The organism is Clostridium paraputrificum, from assembly GCF_900447045.1.
GTDB classification, from domain to species: domain Bacteria; phylum Bacillota; class Clostridia; order Clostridiales; family Clostridiaceae; genus Clostridium; species Clostridium paraputrificum.
The window spans coordinates 1,359,328-1,376,545 of the sequence record NZ_UAWH01000014.1; the positions used below are offsets into that span (position 1 = coordinate 1,359,328).

Annotated in this window: 16 protein-coding genes; 15 read left to right on the forward strand and 1 reads right to left on the reverse strand. The window is 30.4% G+C overall.

The genetic code is table 11. From position 1 onward, the window contains the following. Window positions 1–5 precede the first annotated feature (5 nt). Window positions 6–1,490 carry a glycosyltransferase family 39 protein gene (locus DR024_RS11410; protein WP_055183958.1) on the forward strand — a complete coding sequence of 495 codons (1,485 nt, stop codon included), beginning with the start codon at window positions 6–8 and terminating at the stop codon, window positions 1,488–1,490. Window positions 1,491–1,501: 11 nt separating this feature from the next. On the opposite strand, the gene DR024_RS11415 is transcribed toward DR024_RS11410, so the two are convergent. Beyond that, window positions 1,502–2,965, reverse strand: a complete 1,464-nt coding sequence (locus tag DR024_RS11415; protein WP_027097630.1) for an aminotransferase class I/II-fold pyridoxal phosphate-dependent enzyme — start codon at window positions 2,963–2,965, stop codon at window positions 1,502–1,504. 227 nt (window positions 2,966–3,192) lie between these two features. On the opposite strand from DR024_RS11415, the gene DR024_RS11420 reads away from it, so the two are divergent. The 14 genes from DR024_RS11420 to DR024_RS11495 all read left to right on the forward strand — a co-directional run. Continuing rightward, window positions 3,193–3,780: a 50S ribosomal protein L25 gene (locus tag DR024_RS11420; RefSeq protein WP_027097631.1), complete on the forward strand. Its 588-nt coding sequence runs from the start codon at window positions 3,193–3,195 to the stop codon at window positions 3,778–3,780. Between the two features lie 127 nt (window positions 3,781–3,907). Then, window positions 3,908–5,626 carry a phospho-sugar mutase gene (locus DR024_RS11425; RefSeq protein ID WP_027097632.1) on the forward strand — a complete coding sequence of 573 codons (1,719 nt, stop codon included), beginning with the start codon at window positions 3,908–3,910 and terminating at the stop codon, window positions 5,624–5,626. 91 nt (window positions 5,627–5,717) lie between these two features. After that, window positions 5,718–6,806 carry a tetratricopeptide repeat protein gene (locus DR024_RS11430; protein ID WP_111918820.1) on the forward strand — a complete coding sequence of 363 codons (1,089 nt, stop codon included), beginning with the start codon at window positions 5,718–5,720 and terminating at the stop codon, window positions 6,804–6,806. Between the two features lie 11 nt (window positions 6,807–6,817). After that, window positions 6,818–7,525, forward strand: coding sequence for a WecB/TagA/CpsF family glycosyltransferase (locus tag DR024_RS11435; RefSeq protein ID WP_027097634.1), 708 nt, complete (start codon window positions 6,818–6,820; stop codon window positions 7,523–7,525). Window positions 7,526–7,547: 22 nt separating this feature from the next. Beyond that, window positions 7,548–8,765: an O-antigen ligase family protein gene (locus tag DR024_RS11440; RefSeq protein ID WP_027097635.1), complete on the forward strand. Its 1,218-nt coding sequence runs from the start codon at window positions 7,548–7,550 to the stop codon at window positions 8,763–8,765. Between the two features lie 62 nt (window positions 8,766–8,827). Continuing rightward, on the forward strand, window positions 8,828–10,234 hold the full coding sequence (locus tag DR024_RS11445) for a flippase (RefSeq protein ID WP_099313491.1): 1,407 nt from the start codon (window positions 8,828–8,830) through the stop codon (window positions 10,232–10,234). A gap of 5 nt (window positions 10,235–10,239) precedes the next feature. Beyond that, on the forward strand, window positions 10,240–11,367 hold the full coding sequence (locus DR024_RS11450) for a glycosyltransferase family 4 protein (protein ID WP_027097637.1): 1,128 nt from the start codon (window positions 10,240–10,242) through the stop codon (window positions 11,365–11,367). Window positions 11,368–11,392: 25 nt separating this feature from the next. After that, window positions 11,393–12,301 (forward strand): AEC family transporter, encoded by a 909-nt coding sequence (locus DR024_RS11455; RefSeq protein WP_027097638.1) that lies wholly within the window; start codon window positions 11,393–11,395, stop codon window positions 12,299–12,301. A 56-nt stretch (window positions 12,302–12,357) separates the two neighbouring features. Beyond that, window positions 12,358–12,894 carry a nitroreductase family protein gene (locus tag DR024_RS11460; RefSeq protein WP_111918822.1) on the forward strand — a complete coding sequence of 179 codons (537 nt, stop codon included), beginning with the start codon at window positions 12,358–12,360 and terminating at the stop codon, window positions 12,892–12,894. A gap of 72 nt (window positions 12,895–12,966) precedes the next feature. Continuing rightward, the gene (locus tag DR024_RS11465; RefSeq protein WP_027097640.1) at window positions 12,967–13,614 is read left to right on the forward strand and encodes a cyclodeaminase/cyclohydrolase family protein; all 648 of its coding nucleotides are present in this window, start codon (window positions 12,967–12,969) and stop codon (window positions 13,612–13,614) included. A gap of 385 nt (window positions 13,615–13,999) precedes the next feature. Next, window positions 14,000–14,314, forward strand: a complete 315-nt coding sequence (locus DR024_RS11475; RefSeq protein WP_000420682.1) for a YdcP family protein — start codon at window positions 14,000–14,002, stop codon at window positions 14,312–14,314. Between the two features lie 18 nt (window positions 14,315–14,332). Further along, a complete protein-coding gene (locus DR024_RS11480; protein ID WP_001234286.1) occupies window positions 14,333–14,716 on the forward strand; it encodes a YdcP family protein in 384 nt (127 codons plus the stop codon). Between the two features lie 28 nt (window positions 14,717–14,744). Continuing rightward, the gene (locus tag DR024_RS11485) at window positions 14,745–16,130 is read left to right on the forward strand and encodes an FtsK/SpoIIIE domain-containing protein (protein ID WP_000813488.1); all 1,386 of its coding nucleotides are present in this window, start codon (window positions 14,745–14,747) and stop codon (window positions 16,128–16,130) included. A 175-nt stretch (window positions 16,131–16,305) separates the two neighbouring features. Further along, a partial coding sequence (locus tag DR024_RS11495) for a replication initiation factor domain-containing protein (protein ID WP_111918824.1) occupies window positions 16,306–17,218 on the forward strand: 913 nt, incomplete at its 3' end.

Here is a 17,218-nt window from a genome sequence, read left to right on the forward strand (position 1 = left end):
GGCATATGAGAGAGGACATAAGAGATAAATTACTAAATATTTTTTATATACTGTTTATAAGTATATTTATTTTTGTTGTATGGACTGCAATATTTAATAGTGTTGATTTATTTTATAGAATGAGTCCAATAATTAATATTATATTATCTCTGATATTTTTTATATTTCTTTATTTAGCCTATGTTACTTTAAAGAAATTAGCTAAAGATAAACTTAAAAGAGTTAAAATTATAAGTTTTGGTGTATTGATAAGTTTACAAATAATTTTTTTATTTTTCTTTTTAGTGAATCCTGGTTGGGATTTTGGGATTGTGACACGTAATGCAAAACAGTTAGCACTATATGGAGAAAAATTACCTGTTTATTTTTATAATAGTTACCCCAATAATATTCCAATTACACTAGTTCTTTCATATATATTTAAAGCAGTAGCTTTATTTACAAAGAATAATAATATATTAATGGAAGTTGGATATATAATTAATTTACTTTTAATAAATTTAGCTGTGTATATTCTTTATAAATTGGTAAAAGAAACAATTAGTGAAGTTATGGCAGCACTAACTATAATATTTTGTATATTTGTAACCCCGTTATATACATATTCTCAAATTATATATACAGATACTTTTTCTATGATTTTTCCAATTGGAATGTTTTATTACTTTTATAAATATTTAAATTCTAATGATGAAAAAAGAAATATATATTTAGTTCTAGTTTCTGTATTTGGGGGGATAGGTAGTATAATAAAATCCAATGTAATAATTGCTTTTATTGCAATTATTATATTTCAGTTTATTAGCTCATCTAAAACAAGCAAAATAAAAATTTTTACTTTGTTATTAATTCCTTTTCTCATTATAACAACTATAAATAGGGTTATTGTTTCTAGAAATATACCAATTCCCTATAATGAAGCTGGGTTGCCAGCAACTCATTGGATTATGATGGGCCTTAAAGGGAATGGTGGGTATAATGAAGAAGATGTTACTTTTACAAAGAGTATAAGGGTTAGTGATGGAAAAGAAGCAGCAGAAAAGGCTAATTTGAAAGAAATAAAAAATAGGTTAAAAAACTATGGATTAAAAGGATATTGTAAATTTTTAATAGGTAAGATTTCATTCACCTGGGGTGATGGTTCATATTATGCCCCTGCAATATTATCTGATAAACCTATCAGTCATAATAAATTGCAAGAGTTTGTTATTGGAAATAAAAATGATGGCTTTATATATTTTAGCCAAGTATCTCATATTGTAATATTAGTATCTATACTTATAAGTGGAATTTTTGCATTTAAAAAAAGAGAAGTGTTAATTAATTCATTTCATATATGTATATTGGGATTAATATTATTTCTTATTTTATGGGAAACAAGATCTAGGTATTTAATTTGCATGCTTCCTGAAATGATTTACTCTGCAATTTATGGAATGGAAAACTTATTTAAATTAATAGATAAAAAAAGATGTGCCTTAAAAAAGTAGGCACATCTTTTTTATTCTTTAACAATTTTTATATATTTAACTTCTGAATCTTCAGTTCCTTGTACATAAAGATTAGCTCTTTTTAAATCATGTACATATTCTATTATTTCCTTTGTTATAACTTCACCAGGACATAATATCGGAATACCTGGAGGATATGCTAATAGGAACTCAGCAGATATCTTCCCTTCACTTTTTTCTAATAAAATATCTTCCTTTTTAGAATTAAATGCTTCCCTTGGATTTAATATTCTATTAGGAATGTGGGGGATATCCAAGAAATCTTTAGTAGCAGGTTTTTTTCCATAATACTCATTAGAGATTTCTTTTAATGCAGATATAAGTTTATCCATTCCCTCCTTTGTATCACCAAAAGAACCAACTGCTAATACATTATAAAAATCTGATAATTCCATTTGAATATGATATTTATCAGCAAGAATAGTGTCAAGCTCATAGCCAGTAATTCCCAAACCTCTACAAGAGATTGTAAGTTTTGTAGGGTCAAAAGCAAAGGAACCTGGAACACCTAGAACTTCTTTTCCAAAGCAATGGAACCCAGGAATTTTATTTATTTCACTTCGAGTATAATTGCATAAATCTATAGCTTTTGATAATAATTCTTTTCCCTCTAAGGCAATTTGTCTTCTAGCACAATCTAGAGATGCCATTAAAATATATGATGGCGATGTTGTTTGCATTAAATTAAGTACTTGTTGTACTCTTTTTGGATTAACTAATTTACTTTTTACATGTAATAGAGAACCTTGAGTTAAAGCTCCTATTATTTTATGAGTACTTTGAGCACAAATATCAGCACCAGCTTCTAAAGCAGAAGTTGGTAATTTATCAGAAAAAGCTAGATGTGGGCCGTGGGCTTCATCTACTATAAGAGGGATATTGTATTCGTGAACTATATCCGCAATTTTTTTTATGTCTGTAGCAACCCCATAATAAGTAGGATTTATTATTAAAACGGCTTTAGCATCTGGATTTACTTCTAAAGTTTGTTTAACTGTTTCTGGAGCAACACCATGAGCAATTCCTAGTTTTTTATCTAATTCAGGTTCCATGTATACTGGAACAGCACCACTTAAGATTATTCCAGCAGTGACAGATTTGTGAACATTTCTTGGAACTATTATTTTATCTCCATCAGATACAACAGACATTATCATAGCTTGGATAGCACCTGATGTACCGTGTATTGAAAAGAAAGTTGCATCTGCGCCATAGGCGTCAGCAGCTAATTCTTGAGCTTCTTTTATAGGACCTTTAGGGTGATGAAGACTGTCTACTAATTTAAATACTGTTACATCTATTTTAAAAGGATTCTCACCAATAAAGTTTTTAAATTCATCATCCATTCCGATTCCTTTTTTATGACCTGGAACATGGAAAGGTAAAGTATCTCTATTAACATATTCTTTAAGTGCATCAAATAAAGGAGTTCTAGTTTGATCTAAATGATTCATTACAGCACCTTCTTTCATTATCTAGTGTTTGATTTTTTTATAAATTTATAAGTATAAATAATATTAAATTAAGACAAATCTACTATATTATATTTGATAAGTTCCATATGTTCAATAATTTATTTTTATATAAACAAAAAAATAATAAATTTGAATATTTTGGACGTATATAAGGAATAATGTAAAAGGAGTTTGAGAATTTACTTGATAAGAAGGGTGGTAGAACTTTGAATAATTTAAATTTAATAAAAAGAGAAAATAAAACATCTCACTGGGCAAAGAAAGAGAGAAGAGCAGGAAAAGTTCCAGGAGTATTATATGGAAAAGGTGTTTCAAACCTTTTATTTGAAATTGGAGAATTAGAATTATGTAGGGAAATTTCATCAACAGGTGAACATGGAATAATAAATTATAATATTGAAGGGGAAGAACATAAAGCTTTATTAAGGGAAGTACAAAGAGACCCTGTTACACATAAGATTATTCATGTTGACTTAGAAGAAATTGCAGGAAATAATACAATTCAATCTGAAGTGCCAATTCAATTTGTTGGGGAAGAGTGGATAAGTAAAAGAGGTGCAATACTTCAAAAGGAACAAGAATTAGTTAAGGTATCATGTAAGCCAGATGAGTTACCTAAATCTATAAAGTTTGATGTATCTAAAGGTGGATTAGGTTCAGTATTTAGATATTCTGATTTAGAAGTAGGAGAAGAAATTTCTATTTTAGATGATATAAAAGGAGTAATTGCATCTATTAGCAATGAAAAGAGATTAACTTCTGCATTGGGAGAAGAAGAGAAGGAAGATAATTAAAAGACATGTTTTCATGTCTTTTTTTATTTAGGTATTAGTGGGCAGAAAGTAAATTTATTATAATTCGTTGTAAACTTAATCATATATTTGTATAATATACCTGTACAGAATTTAAGGAGGGATAGCTTTGTATAAAGAAAAATACAATGAATGGATCAACTCAGATATAATCAATGAAGAAATAAAAAATGAACTTAGAAATATTAAGGATGAAAAAGAAATCGAAGATAGATTTTATAAGGATTTAGATTTTGGTACAGGTGGTTTAAGAGGGATTATAGGTGCTGGAAGTAATAGAATGAACGTATATACAGTTTCAAAGGCTACACAAGGATTTGCTAATTACTTAAATGAAAGTTTTGAAAATCCATCAGTTGCAGTTGCTTATGATTCAAGAAATATGTCAAAGGAATTTGCTACAGCAGCTGCATTAACTTTATGTGCAAATGGTGTTAAGGTATTTTTATATGAAAGTTTAAGACCAACACCTGTATTATCTTTTGCAGTTAGACATTTAAATTGTAAAGGTGGAATTGTTGTTACTGCTTCGCATAATCCAAAGCAATATAATGGATATAAGGTTTATGATGAATTTGGTGGGCAAGTAACAGACGAAAAGGCTAATAAAATAATCTCATTAGTAAATGATGTTAAAGATTTTTCAATGATTAAGAATATGTCTGAAGAAGAAGCTTTAAATAAAGATTTACTAGTATATATTGGAGAAGATGTTGATAAGGCATATATTGATGAGGTTAAGAACTTAACAATAAGAAAAGAATTAGTTAAAGAAAAAGCAAAAGATTTAAAAATAATATATACTCCAATTCACGGAAGTGGAAATATTCCTGTAAGAAGAGTATTATCTGAACTTGGATATTCAAACGTAAAGGTTGTTAAAGAACAAGAAGAGCCTAATGGAAACTTTCCAACAGCACCATATCCAAATCCAGAAATGCCGCAAGTATTTGAATTAGCATTAGAAATGGCAAAACAAGAATCACCTGATATTATTTTTGGAACAGATCCAGATTGCGATAGAATAGGTGTAGTTGTTAAGGAAAGCAATGGAGAGTTTAAAGTATTAACTGGTAACCAAACAGGATTACTATTAACTCATTATGTGTTAAGCGCATTAAAAGAAACTAATAGTCTTCCAGAGAATGGAGTTGTGATAAAGACTATTGTTACAACAGAAGGAGCTAGAAAGATAGCAGAAGACTTTGGAATAGAACTTATGGATGTACTTACTGGATTTAAGTATATAGGTGAAAAGATTCGTGAATTCAGAGAAAGTGGAGATAAGAAGTACTTATTTGGATTTGAAGAAAGCTATGGATATTTAGCTGGTGAATTTGTAAGAGATAAGGATGCTGTTATTGCTTCAATGTTAATAGCAGAAATGACTTTATACTATAAAGAACAAGGCATGAGTTTATATGAAGCTCTAATAAAGCTATATGAGAAGTATGGTTTCTATAAAGAAACATTGATATCTATAGAATTAGAAGGTAAAGAAGGGCAAGAAAAGATTGCTTCTTGTATTGATGCTTTAAGAAATTCTTCTATAGAATCAGTAGATGGGGTTAAAGTTTCTACTAAATTAGATTATAAATTAAGCCTAGAAGAATCTAATGGAGTAAAATCAGAAATAAAACTTCCAAAGTCTAATGTATTAAAATATATATTAGAAGATGGATCATCTTTTGTTGTAAGACCTTCAGGTACAGAACCAAAGATGAAAATCTATTTAGCAGTTAAGGGAAGTAGCCTAGAAAATGCTGAATCAGAAATTGAAAGATTTAAATCAAAAGTTATGGAAATAATAAACGAAAAGTTAAAATAGTGAGAAAAATGCTATCATTTATTAAATGATAGCATTTTTTTGGTTTTGGGGTATAATTATAAGAGACATAATGTGTTTAATGGAGGAAGAGATGGATTACAAAGCAGTATTTAAAGAAAAGTTAGGAAAATTATTATTTTTAGAATTGAATTGGGATGGTTTCAAAAAAAGTGTCGGTATTCCAGAGGGGGTATCCCTAAAGACTAAAGATTTATATATGCCAATAAGCTCAAGTTATGTAGCTAGTCATGCAAATGATACATATAAAATAAACAATTTACCTATTTATTATTTTATTGAGGGAATGCTCTTATCATTAGGAGCAGATGAGAATCTTAGCTATTGTGAAGACTATATAATTATTTTTAATAATTTAAAGGATAGCGAAGAGTGTGGTAAGGCATTAGTAGCAAATAAGATTAAAAGTGATGAGTTAATTGACGCTTATTTATTACTTAAAGGTCTTTATTTAGCAACAGGAAATAAAGAGTATTATAAGAGACTTTTATTAGTTGGAGAGGCTCAAAGGGAGAAGGATAGTGCATTCTCTGAGATTATTTTAATTGATATAGAAGAAGGTAAGAGTGAATTTATTGATTTACCAGATCCTTATCTTTATAAGGCTATAATATTAAAGTCTAAAGGTGACTTTAAGGGAGCTAAGGTAGAGATAAATGAATATGTAAATAAAGGTGGAGAAGTAACTTCTGAAATAAAAACTATAATTAATGATATAGATAATGTTTCTTCTTATGAAAAAGCTATAGAGTTATTGGATGAAAGTCCTGAAAAATCAATAGGATTATTACTTTCACTAGTTGATGTTTTTGATAGTAATCCATTATTGTATTACTATTTAGGAGTAGCCTATAGAAAGCTTGACAACTTTGAAAAAGCTATTTATTACTTAAATGAAAGCTTGAATATTGAATCGGGAATAGTAGAAGTAATTAATGAATTAGGTGTAAACTATGCTTGCTTAGGAGACTTTGAAACTGCAATTAAATACTTTAAGAAGGGATTTGAAGCTTCTAAAGATGTTGAAATTTGTACTAATATAGTAATGTGTTATTTAAACTTAGGAGATAAGGAAAATGCAAAACTACATTTAGATATAGCTAAGAAGTTAAATTCAGAGGATGAGGTTGTTGTAGAACTTGATAGAATATTAGCCAAGTAAAGGAGCTATTTATGTATACGAATATTTTAGGATATAAGGTGTTTAATAAAAATAAGAGTGAATTGTTAAAAAAAATAGAGAATATGGATAAGGTTAATATTGTTTCAGGAAACCCAGAAGTGCTATATAGCGGATTAAATAATGAAATGCTTAACCATAGTTTTAATTCAGAGTATTCTATAATTATTCCAGATGGAGTAGGAACTGTTATAGCATCTAAAATAGTTAAAGAACCAGTAGAAGAAAAAATAGCTGGTATTGAGATTATGCATGAAATGCTTCATAAGTGTGCAAAGGAAGGAAAAGGTGTTTATCTTTTAGGTGCACAAGAGGAAGTATTACAGGAATGTAGAAAGAATCTTGAAAAAACTATTGAAGGATTAAAAATAGTTGGATATCATAATGGATTCTTTGATTTAGATAATTGTAAAGACATAGTAGATGATATAAAGAAAAGTAATCCATGGGCTTTATTTGTTGCTATGGGGTGTCCAAGACAAGAAAAGTTTATAGAGGAGCATATGGATGAATTACCTTGTACATTTTACATGGGTGTTGGAGGTAGCTTTGATGTATTTGCAGGAAATACTACTAGAGCACCTAAATGGATGATATCTCTAGGGCTTGAATGGTTACATAGAGTGTTAAAAGAGCCATGGAGAATTAAGAGACTTACCTCTATACCTAAGTTCTTATGGAGAGTAACAATAAAGAAATAGATATTTTGAGAGGAGATTATTAATGGTAAATGAATTAATAAAATGGGGATTTCTTATATATTTAGGTATAACTCCATTAATACCGGATACTATAAATTCAAAATATAGAATAATGGACATATATCTTGTTTTACTAGTTTTTGTTTATCTTATACATATGTTAGTGAGTTATGATAGAAGAAATAAGTTGTGCAATGACTTAAAAAAGTTTTTTAAGGACTCAATAGTAATATTTATGCTAATTGTTATTGTACTTATGGGAGTGTCCACGGTTTATTCTGTAGATAGAGGTTTAGCATTACAAGAGACTATTAGATTTGGTACTTATATTGCAATATTATATTACTTTGTTAGTGAGATTAATATAAAAAAGGATTTAGGAAAAGTAGTTAGATTTATTTATTATCCAGCCTTCATTATTGGAGTATTAGGAGTGATTCAATTTATTACAGGTAAAGGAATAACAAGATATGCTAATGGAGTAGCAAGAATTGTAGTGACATTAGACAACCCTAACACTCTAGGAATGTATTTTGTTGTACTATTATTTCCTTTAGTAATGATTGCATTTTATGAAAAGCGTACAGTGAAAAAAGTAATACTAGGGCTAGTGTGTCTTTTATTTATATTAAACATTGCTTTTAGTTTTTCTAGAAACGCTTGGCTTGCATTAGTTGTTGGAATATGTATTTTAACTATTATATATAACTGGAAATTTATTATTGGATTATTTATAGCAGGGGCTGGAGTTTTATTATATCCACCACTAAGTGTAAGAATAGTAGGACTAGGTAAGGCGGTAATGAATGATGGAAGATTAAAGCATTGGGGAATAGCATTAGAAATGTTTAAGGATAAACCATTAACAGGGGTTGGAAATGGAAACTATGTTACATTACATTCACAATATGTGAAGCTTTTTCCTAAATTTATTGTTCCAGGAGAAGAAAATTATCCTACACATAATTCTTATTTTAAAATATTATCTGAACTTGGAATTTTAGGTTTTATTCCATTTATGCTTTTACATACTATGATATTTATAAGATCTATAAAGATATGTAAATTATATTCTGAAAAGTATAAAGGACTTATAAAGGGATTAATAGTAGCATTATTGATTTTCTTCCAAGCAAATTTATTGGATAATATGTGGTTTGTTCCTAAAGTAACATTTTTATATTGGATTATAGTTGGTATATTAATTTTATTATATAGAAATAAAAAGGCAGCAAAATAATATGATAAGTCAGGTAGCTGAATATTATTTTAATTTAAATTGAAGCATTGTATAGGTGATTTATGAATAGGATTTTAAAAAACTTTTTAAGTACATCAGTAGCTAATATAATAGGACAATTGATAGGTTTTGTTAGTATAGCATATTATTCTAATATTTTACTTGAATATAACTATGGAATGATAACTTATGCTCAACAATTTATATTATATTTCACTATGATAGTTCTATTTGGGGTGCAAACCTTTGGAACTAGATTAGTTGTACAAAAGGATAAAGATTATGAGGATTTAGTTAGCGAACTATTTACCTTTAGATTTATTATAGCAGTTATATGTTGTATCATTTGCTTAATTATGTCATCATTTTTATCTGATGATTCAAAGTTTCCTTTAATAATAATATTGTGGAGTATTATATTAATACCGACTTCAATGAATTTTGACTGGTTCTTTTCTGGAATTCAGGACATGAAGCATAATGCTGTATATAATTTGTTAAAAACAATTGTTCCAGCAGTAATAATATTTATTTCAGTTAAATCTAGTAATGATATTTATATTATACCTATAGCTATGGTTATTGGAGTTTTAAGTGGTGCACTTTACTATTATGTTATTTTAAGAAGATACAATATAAAGGTACATTTTAAATTTAGTAATAAAATATTTAAAAGGTATTTTGTTATAGGAATTCCGTTTTTATTATCTGGATTATTAGCTATGGTAAATGGAAATATAGATAAGATAATTTTAGGTGCTAGTAATTCAAGATTTGGAGAGTTAGGTATATATCAAGCAGCATATAATTTTATTAATTTTATCATAACATTCATAGGAGTTTTATTTCTGCCTCTATTTCCATATTTGGTTAGAGCATATAGTGAGGGAAAAGAAAAAATAAAGCGAACTATTAAATTAGTTATGAAGGTTGTCTTAATGATAACAATACCTATTTCTTTTGGTGGTTTTATTTTAGCAGATAAGATAATTTTACTATTTTATAACGAGCAATATTCACCAGCAATTGAACCGCTGAAAATATTAATGATATATATTTTTATAATATCAATAAGAGAAGTATATGCATATTCTTTAAATGCCTTTGGATTGGAAAAGAAATATCTAAAGGTTGTAGGAGTATCAGCAACTATTAACCTTTTATTAAATTTAATTTTAATTCCTAAGTATGGATATATGGCTGCAGCTTTAGTTACAACGCTAACTGAAGTTATAAACTTAATTTTAATGAGAGCTTATATAAGAAAAATAGTAAAATTCAATGACATAAAGGAAGTTATTATATTACTAATACCATCTATAGTAATGGGATTAATACTTAGCATTACAAGAATATTTATAAGCAATATATTTGTTCTTATATTAATATCTATAGTTATATATTTTATTACATTGTTTACATTAAAAATAGTAACTATTAATGAACTTAAGGAAGGGTTTAAGGACTAAATACTATGAGTAAGAGATATGGAATGATATATTTAAAATCTACCAATGTTCATTTGGTAAAAGATATGGGAATGATTCCGTTTAAATTATATGAAAAGTATGGATATGATTCATCATTAATAACTTTTAAAAATGGAGAATATACTTTTCAAAATGATGTTGTAAAAGGCTTGAAATTAGAATTTGTTAAAAATAGATTTAATAGCTATGCTTTAGATGGAAGTATATATTTGTTAAAGAATAGTAAAAACTATGATATTCTTCAAATGTTCCACGTTACTCTATCTTCTTTTTGCTATGCATATATTTATAAGTTTTTAAATAAAGAAGGAAAGCTATATTTGAAATTAGATTGTAGTCACTTATTACCGGAAAGAATAAGTAACTTAAACAAAATAGGTAAAGTTTTTCTAAAAAAGTTCTTTAAAAAGTTTGATTTAATTACGGTTGAGCAAGAAAAGATATATAAAGACTTAATTAATCAGCTACCTTATTTAAAGGATAAGCTTGAAATATTACCTAATGGTGTAGATTTCAAATTGTTAGATTCTTTAAATATACGTTATGATTATTCCGTTAAAGAAAATATAATTTTAAGTACAGCTAGAATTGGTGCTGAAGAAAAAAATACTGTGATGCTATTAGAAGCATTTAAAAATATTCCGGTAGAAATAAGAAAAGGGTGGAAGTTAAGGTTAGTTGGTCCTATAGAGGATGGATTTTTAGATTTATATGAAAAATTCTTAAATGAAAACTCTGGGATAGAAGCTTCCATAGAACTTGTTGGGAATCTTGATGATAGGGAAGCATTATTTAATGAATACAAAAAAGCAAAGATATTTTCTTTAACATCTGATTTCGAAAGTTTTGGAATTAGCTTTATAGAAGCAGCTGCTTTAGGGGATATAATCGTTTCAACAGATGTAGGCATTGCTTATGAGATAGTAAATAAAAGTGGTGGAATATTAGTTGAACCTGGAGATGAAAAGGCCTTGACTGAAGGTTTGATTAATTATATGACTTGTGGAGATTTGAAAAAGATTTCGGATAAGACATATAGTGAAGCAGTTAATAAATTTGATTGGGATAATATCATTGATAGACTAAATGAACATTTAAAAAGTATATTATAATAAATTACTTTTATTGGAGTAGAGAATGTTTGAGATATTTAGTAATATTGTTTCTATTTTTTTAATCTTACTTATTGGAGTATATGGAAATAAAAAAAGAATAATAACTGAAGAAACACAAAAGGGACTAATTGAGATTTTATTAAATATAACACTTCCTTTAATGATAGTATCATCTTTTTCTTTTAGCTTTCATGAAAGCATTATGAATAATATAATAAAGGCATTTATTTATAGTTTTATATGCTTTATTATAGCTATACCCCTATGTCATATGTTGTTTAAAAAAGTTAAATCTGAAGGGAAAAGAAGAGTTCTTCAGTTTTCCAGTGTGTTTTCAAATTGTGGTTTTATAGGGTTTCCAATAGTTAATATGGTCTTTGGTTCAGAAGGTGTTATTTATGCATCAATATTTAATTTGTTTTTTACTATATTTTTATGGACCTATGGAGTAATTCTATATTCTGATAGTAAAGAAAAAAATGATATAAAAAGAATATTATTAAATCCATCAATGATTGCAGTATATATTGGATTACCAATACTTATTTTTAATATTAATATTCCACAAATTATATTATATCCTACTAATATGGTGGGTAGTATGACAACCCCAATTTCTATGATAGTTATAGGGGGTGTTTTATCAAAAGTGGACTTTAGGAAAATGTTAAAAGATGGCTCAATTTATTATGGGGCTTTAGTAAAGTTAGCTTTATTGCCTTTAACAGTATTGATACTTGGAAGCATCCTTAAGGATAATACTATAGTTGTAAAAACTCTAGTATTAGTACAAGCTATGCCAGTAGCTACAACAACTACTATTTTTGCAGAAAAATTCAATATGGAAAAGGAATATTCAGCAATTATTGTTCTTGTAACTACATTAATATCTTTACTTACGTTGCCTTTTTGGATAAGTTATCTAGTATAAAAATACGAAAGTGAGAAATTCTAATACTGAATAATTTTATAGGATGGTGTTTAGTAATGGAATTTTTTGATGTTATAAAAAAGAGGACTAGTATATCTAAATACAAGGATAGCAAAATCTCTAAAGAATCTATAGATAAAATGATAGAAGCGGCTATGAGAGCTCCTTCATGGAAAAATAGGAGCGCATTTAGAATTGTAATAGTTGATGATAAAGATAAGAAGGATGAGATTGCAGAATCCATAAGAAATAAAGATGATAAGGCATGTAATGCTGTAAAAGAGGCACCAATAGCTATGGTTATTATTGCAAAACCTGATGATTCTGGTGAGGTTGAAGGTAAGGATTTTTATCTTGTAGATGGTGCTATTGCTATGGAACATATAATTCTTGCAGCAACAGCAGAAGGATATGGAACATTGTGGATTGGTGCCATATATGAAGGTGAGGTAAAAGATATATTAAAGATACCTGATGAATACAAAATTATAGGTATAACACCAGTAGGTGAGATAGCAGAAGAAAAAGAGCATTATAAAGCAAAGGATATTAAAGAGTTTGCTTTTAGAAATGAATATAATAACCCATATTAAAAGCTAAGGGTAACTTGTAAAAAGTTACTCTTTTTTTTATAATTAGATAAAAACTAGAAGGTAGGTAATAGTATGAGGTTTAAGGATTATAAAATAGATGAATTTTTAGAAGACTTGTCATCTTCATCACCATCTCCAGGTGGAGGAAGTGTAGCAGGGCTTGTAGCTGCTCTTTCCGGAAGCCTAAATTCAATGGTTTATTCATTGACTGTAAATAAAAAGTCCTTTGAAAGTTTAGATGGAGAAACAAAAAAGACAGTACTAGACTTTAAAGAAGCAAGTGGTAAGTTTATAAAAAAATCAATGGAACTAATGGAGTTGGATAGAGAGTATTTTAATAAACTTATGGATTGTTATAAGCTTCCTAAAGATTCTGATGAAGAAAAGAAAATTAGAAGTGCAGCTATAGTTCAAGGAACAGTTAAGGCTATGAAGGCTCCTTTGGAACTTGCTAAGGAGTGTTATAATTTTTATGATAATATAGATGTAGCTGTAAAGTATGGAAATAGAATGCTTATATCAGATGCAGGATGTGCAGCTATTCTTTTACATGCAGCTATTGAAAGTGCAATTGTAAATGTTAAAGTTAATTTAAATTCACTAAGAGATAAGCCTTTTGCAAAAAGTGTTGAGTTAGAGTTAGTTGAATTAGAAGAGAAATCAATTAAGAGAAAAGACAGTATTGTAAAGAAAATGAATAATGAAATATATCCATCTTAATATTTTAGCCATAAAGTAGTTAATCACACTTTATGGTTTTTTTATTTTGAAAAATAGCATAAAAATCTAGTTATCCGCATAAAAACTGGACTTATCACACTTTATCAAGGTCAAAACCACTCAATTTACTACTAATTTACTACTTATGAATGAGCTTTGATACGACGATTTATCCTTGAAAAGTGAAGATATAAAGATACTTCCAATAAAATTTGAATATTTAATAGGTAGACACTTCAAAAAATGAGGTGTCTATTTTTTTACCCGATTTTGAAAGGAAGTGAACTTATGAAAACAAAAAATCAAGAATCAAAAGGTCGTTCCCCACTCTTTAAGACCATCAAACATTCATTCAGCCAATAAAAAAGAAAGGATAGGTAAAAATATGGAACTTAAATTTGTGATTCCCAACATGGAAAAAACATTCGGCAATTTAGAATTTGCTGGCGAGGATAAAGTCGTTCAGCGAAGAATCAACGGACGGCTAACTGTCTTATCAAGAAGCTATAATCTCTATTCTGATGTTCAAAGAGCAGATGATATTGTGGTGGTGCTTCCTGCTGAAGCTGGCGAAAAACATTTCGGCTTTGAGGAACGTGTGAAGTTAGTCAATCCACGTATTACCGCAGAGGGCTACAAAATCGGCACTCGTGGTTTTACAAATTACCTTTTACATGCTGACGACATGATAAAAGAATAAAGAAAGAGAGGAAAAATGATGAGATTAGCAAATGGCATTGTATTAGATAAAGACACGACTTTTGGAGAATTGAAATTCTCTGCTCTACGTCGTGAAGTGAGAATCCAAAATGAAGACGGGTCGGTTTCAGATGAAATCAAGGAACGTACCTATGACTTAAAATCCAAAGGACAAGGACGCATGATTCAAGTAAGTATTCCTGCCAGCGTGCCTTTGAAAGAGTTTGATTATAACGCACGGGTGGAACTTATCAATCCCATTGCGGACACCGTTGCTACTGCCACCTATCAAGGAGCAGATGTTGACTGGTATATCAAGGCAGACGATATTGTGCTGACAAAGGATTCTAGTTCATTCAAAGCTCAACCACAAGCAAAGAAAGAACCGACACAAGACAAATAGTCGCTAGGTAGAAAGGAGACTTTTTCGCATGAAACAGCGTGGTAAAAGGATTCGCCCATCTGGTAAAGATTTAGTCTTTCATTTTACGATAGCGTCACTCCTGCCTGTTTTCCTGCTGGTTGTCGGACTGTTTCATGTGAAGACAATCCAGCAGATCAACTGGCAGGATTTTAACCTATCACAAGCAGATAAGATTGACATTCCCTATTTAATTATCAGTTTCAGTGTCGCAATTCTTATCTGCTTGCTGGTAGCGTTTGTATTCAAACGGGTTCGCTATGATACGGTTAAACAACTTTACCACCGTCAAAAACTGGCAAAGATGATACTTGAAAACAAGTGGTATGAATCTGAACAGGTCAAAACAGAGGGTTTCTTTAAAGATAGTGCTGGTCGTACAAAGGAAAAGATAACCTACTTCCCTAAAATGTATTATCGACTTAAAAATGGCTTGATACAGATACGGGTGGAAATCACGCTGGGAAAATATCAAGACCAACTCTTACACTTGGAAAAGAAATTAGAGAGTGGCTTGTACTGTGAGCTGACGGATAAAGAGTTAAAGGATTCCTATGTGGAATATACTTTGCTCTATGACACCATAGCCAGTCGTATTTCTATTGATGAAGTAGAAGCTAAAGATGGTAAACTTCGCTTAATGAAAAACGTATGGTGGGAATATGATAAGCTCCCTCATATGTTGATTGCTGGTGGTACAGGTGGCGGTAAAACTTACTTTATACTGACACTGATTGAAGCCTTGCTTCATACAGATTCAAAACTGTATATTCTTGACCCGAAAAATGCTGATCTTGCGGACTTAGGTTCTGTGATGGCAAATGTCTACTATAGAAAAGAAGACTTGCTTTCTTGCATTGAAACATTCTATGAAGAAATGATGAAACGTAGTGAGGAAATGAAGCAGATGAAGAACTATAAGACTGGCAAAAATTATGCTTACTTAGGTCTCCCGGCACACTTCTTAATCTTTGATGAATACGTCGCTTTCATGGAAATGCTGGGAACAAAAGAAAACACCGCAGTTATGAATAAGCTGAAACAGATTGTCATGTTAGGTCGTCAAGCTGGCTTCTTTCTAATACTGGCTTGTCAACGTCCAGACGCAAAATATTTAGGCGACGGAATCCGTGATCAGTTTAATTTCAGAGTGGCTTTAGGTCGTATGTCTGAAATGGGCTATGGCATGATGTTTGGCAGTGACGTACAAAAGGATTTCTTCTTAAAGCGAATCAAAGGTCGTGGCTATGTTGATGTAGGAACAAGTGTCATATCAGAGTTTTATACTCCCCTTGTACCAAAAGGATATGATTTCTTGGAGGAAATTAAAAAGTTATCCAACAGCAGACAGTCCACGCAGGCGACGTGCGAAGCGGAAGTCGCAGGTGTGGACTGATCTTGCTGGCTGGTGTGGCAATAGCCACGCCAGCACTTAACCCCCCGTATCTAACAGGGGGTACAAATCGACAGGAAACAGTCAAAAAAACATTAGAAAATCCTTTGGTTACAAGGGATTTACAAAATTTCAGCGTATGTCAATGGGCTTTAAAAGTTGACATACGCCTTTTTGATTGGAGGGATTTTTACTGAATGAACAAACTTGGTTACAGCATTTAAAAGAAAAACGCTTGGCTTATGGACTATCTCAAAACCGTTTAGCTGTTGCGACTGGTATTACAAGGCAGTATCTAAGCGATATTGAAACAGGAAAAGTCAAGCCATCAGAGGATTTACAGCAGTCCCTTTGGGAAGCTCTGGAACGCTTCAATCCCGACGCTCCCCTTGAAATGCTGTTTGATTATGTAAGAATTCGCTTTCCGACAACAGACGTACAGCAGGTGGTCGAAAACATCTTACAACTGAAACTGTCCTATTTTCTTCATGAGGACTATGGTTTCTATTCTTATTCAGAGCATTATGCTTTAGGCGACATATTCGTCCTTTGCTCCCATGAACTGGACAAAGGAGTTCTGGTGGAATTGAAAGGTCGTGGGTGCAGACAATTTGAAAGCTATCTTCTGGCACAACAAAGAAGCTGGTATGAGTTCTTTATGGACGTTTTGGTGGCTGGCGGTGTGATGAAACGCCTTGACCTTGCCATTAACGATAAGACAGGGATTTTAAATATCCCTGTACTCACTGAAAAGTGCCAACAGGAAGAATGTATCTCCGTCTTCCGCAGTTTTAAAAGCTATCGCAGTGGCGAACTGGTACGCAAAGAGGAAAAGGAATGTATGGGAAACACCCTCTATATCGGTTCATTACAAAGTGAAGTTTATTTCTGTATCTATGAAAAGGACTACGAGCAGTACAAGAAAAATGATATTCCCATTGAAGACGCAGAAGTAAAAAACCGTTTTGAGATTCGATTGAAAAATGAGCGTGCCTATTATGCAGTCCGTGATTTACTCGTCTATGACAATCCAGAGCATACCGCCTTTAAAATTATCAATCGGTATATCCGTTTTGTAGATAAAGACGATT

Coding starts and splice junctions, on each gene's coding strand:
- DR024_RS11445 (WP_099313491.1), top strand. CDS start 8,828: ATGAATAGGATTTTAAAAAACTTTTTAAGTACATCAGTAGCTAATATA.
- DR024_RS11430 (WP_111918820.1), top strand. CDS start 5,718: ATGGATTACAAAGCAGTATTTAAAGAAAAGTTAGGAAAATTATTATTT.
- DR024_RS11465 (WP_027097640.1), top strand. CDS start 12,967: ATGAGGTTTAAGGATTATAAAATAGATGAATTTTTAGAAGACTTGTCA.
- DR024_RS11460 (WP_111918822.1), top strand. CDS start 12,358: ATGGAATTTTTTGATGTTATAAAAAAGAGGACTAGTATATCTAAATAC.
- DR024_RS11435 (WP_027097634.1), top strand. CDS start 6,818: ATGTATACGAATATTTTAGGATATAAGGTGTTTAATAAAAATAAGAGT.
- DR024_RS11475 (WP_000420682.1), top strand. CDS start 14,000: ATGGAACTTAAATTTGTGATTCCCAACATGGAAAAAACATTCGGCAAT.
- DR024_RS11455 (WP_027097638.1), top strand. CDS start 11,393: ATGTTTGAGATATTTAGTAATATTGTTTCTATTTTTTTAATCTTACTT.
- DR024_RS11415 (WP_027097630.1), bottom strand. CDS start 2,965: ATGAATCATTTAGATCAAACTAGAACTCCTTTATTTGATGCACTTAAA.
- DR024_RS11410 (WP_055183958.1), top strand. CDS start 6: ATGAGAGAGGACATAAGAGATAAATTACTAAATATTTTTTATATACTG.
- DR024_RS11485 (WP_000813488.1), top strand. CDS start 14,745: ATGAAACAGCGTGGTAAAAGGATTCGCCCATCTGGTAAAGATTTAGTC.
- DR024_RS11440 (WP_027097635.1), top strand. CDS start 7,548: ATGGTAAATGAATTAATAAAATGGGGATTTCTTATATATTTAGGTATA.
- DR024_RS11480 (WP_001234286.1), top strand. CDS start 14,333: ATGAGATTAGCAAATGGCATTGTATTAGATAAAGACACGACTTTTGGA.
- DR024_RS11450 (WP_027097637.1), top strand. CDS start 10,240: ATGAGTAAGAGATATGGAATGATATATTTAAAATCTACCAATGTTCAT.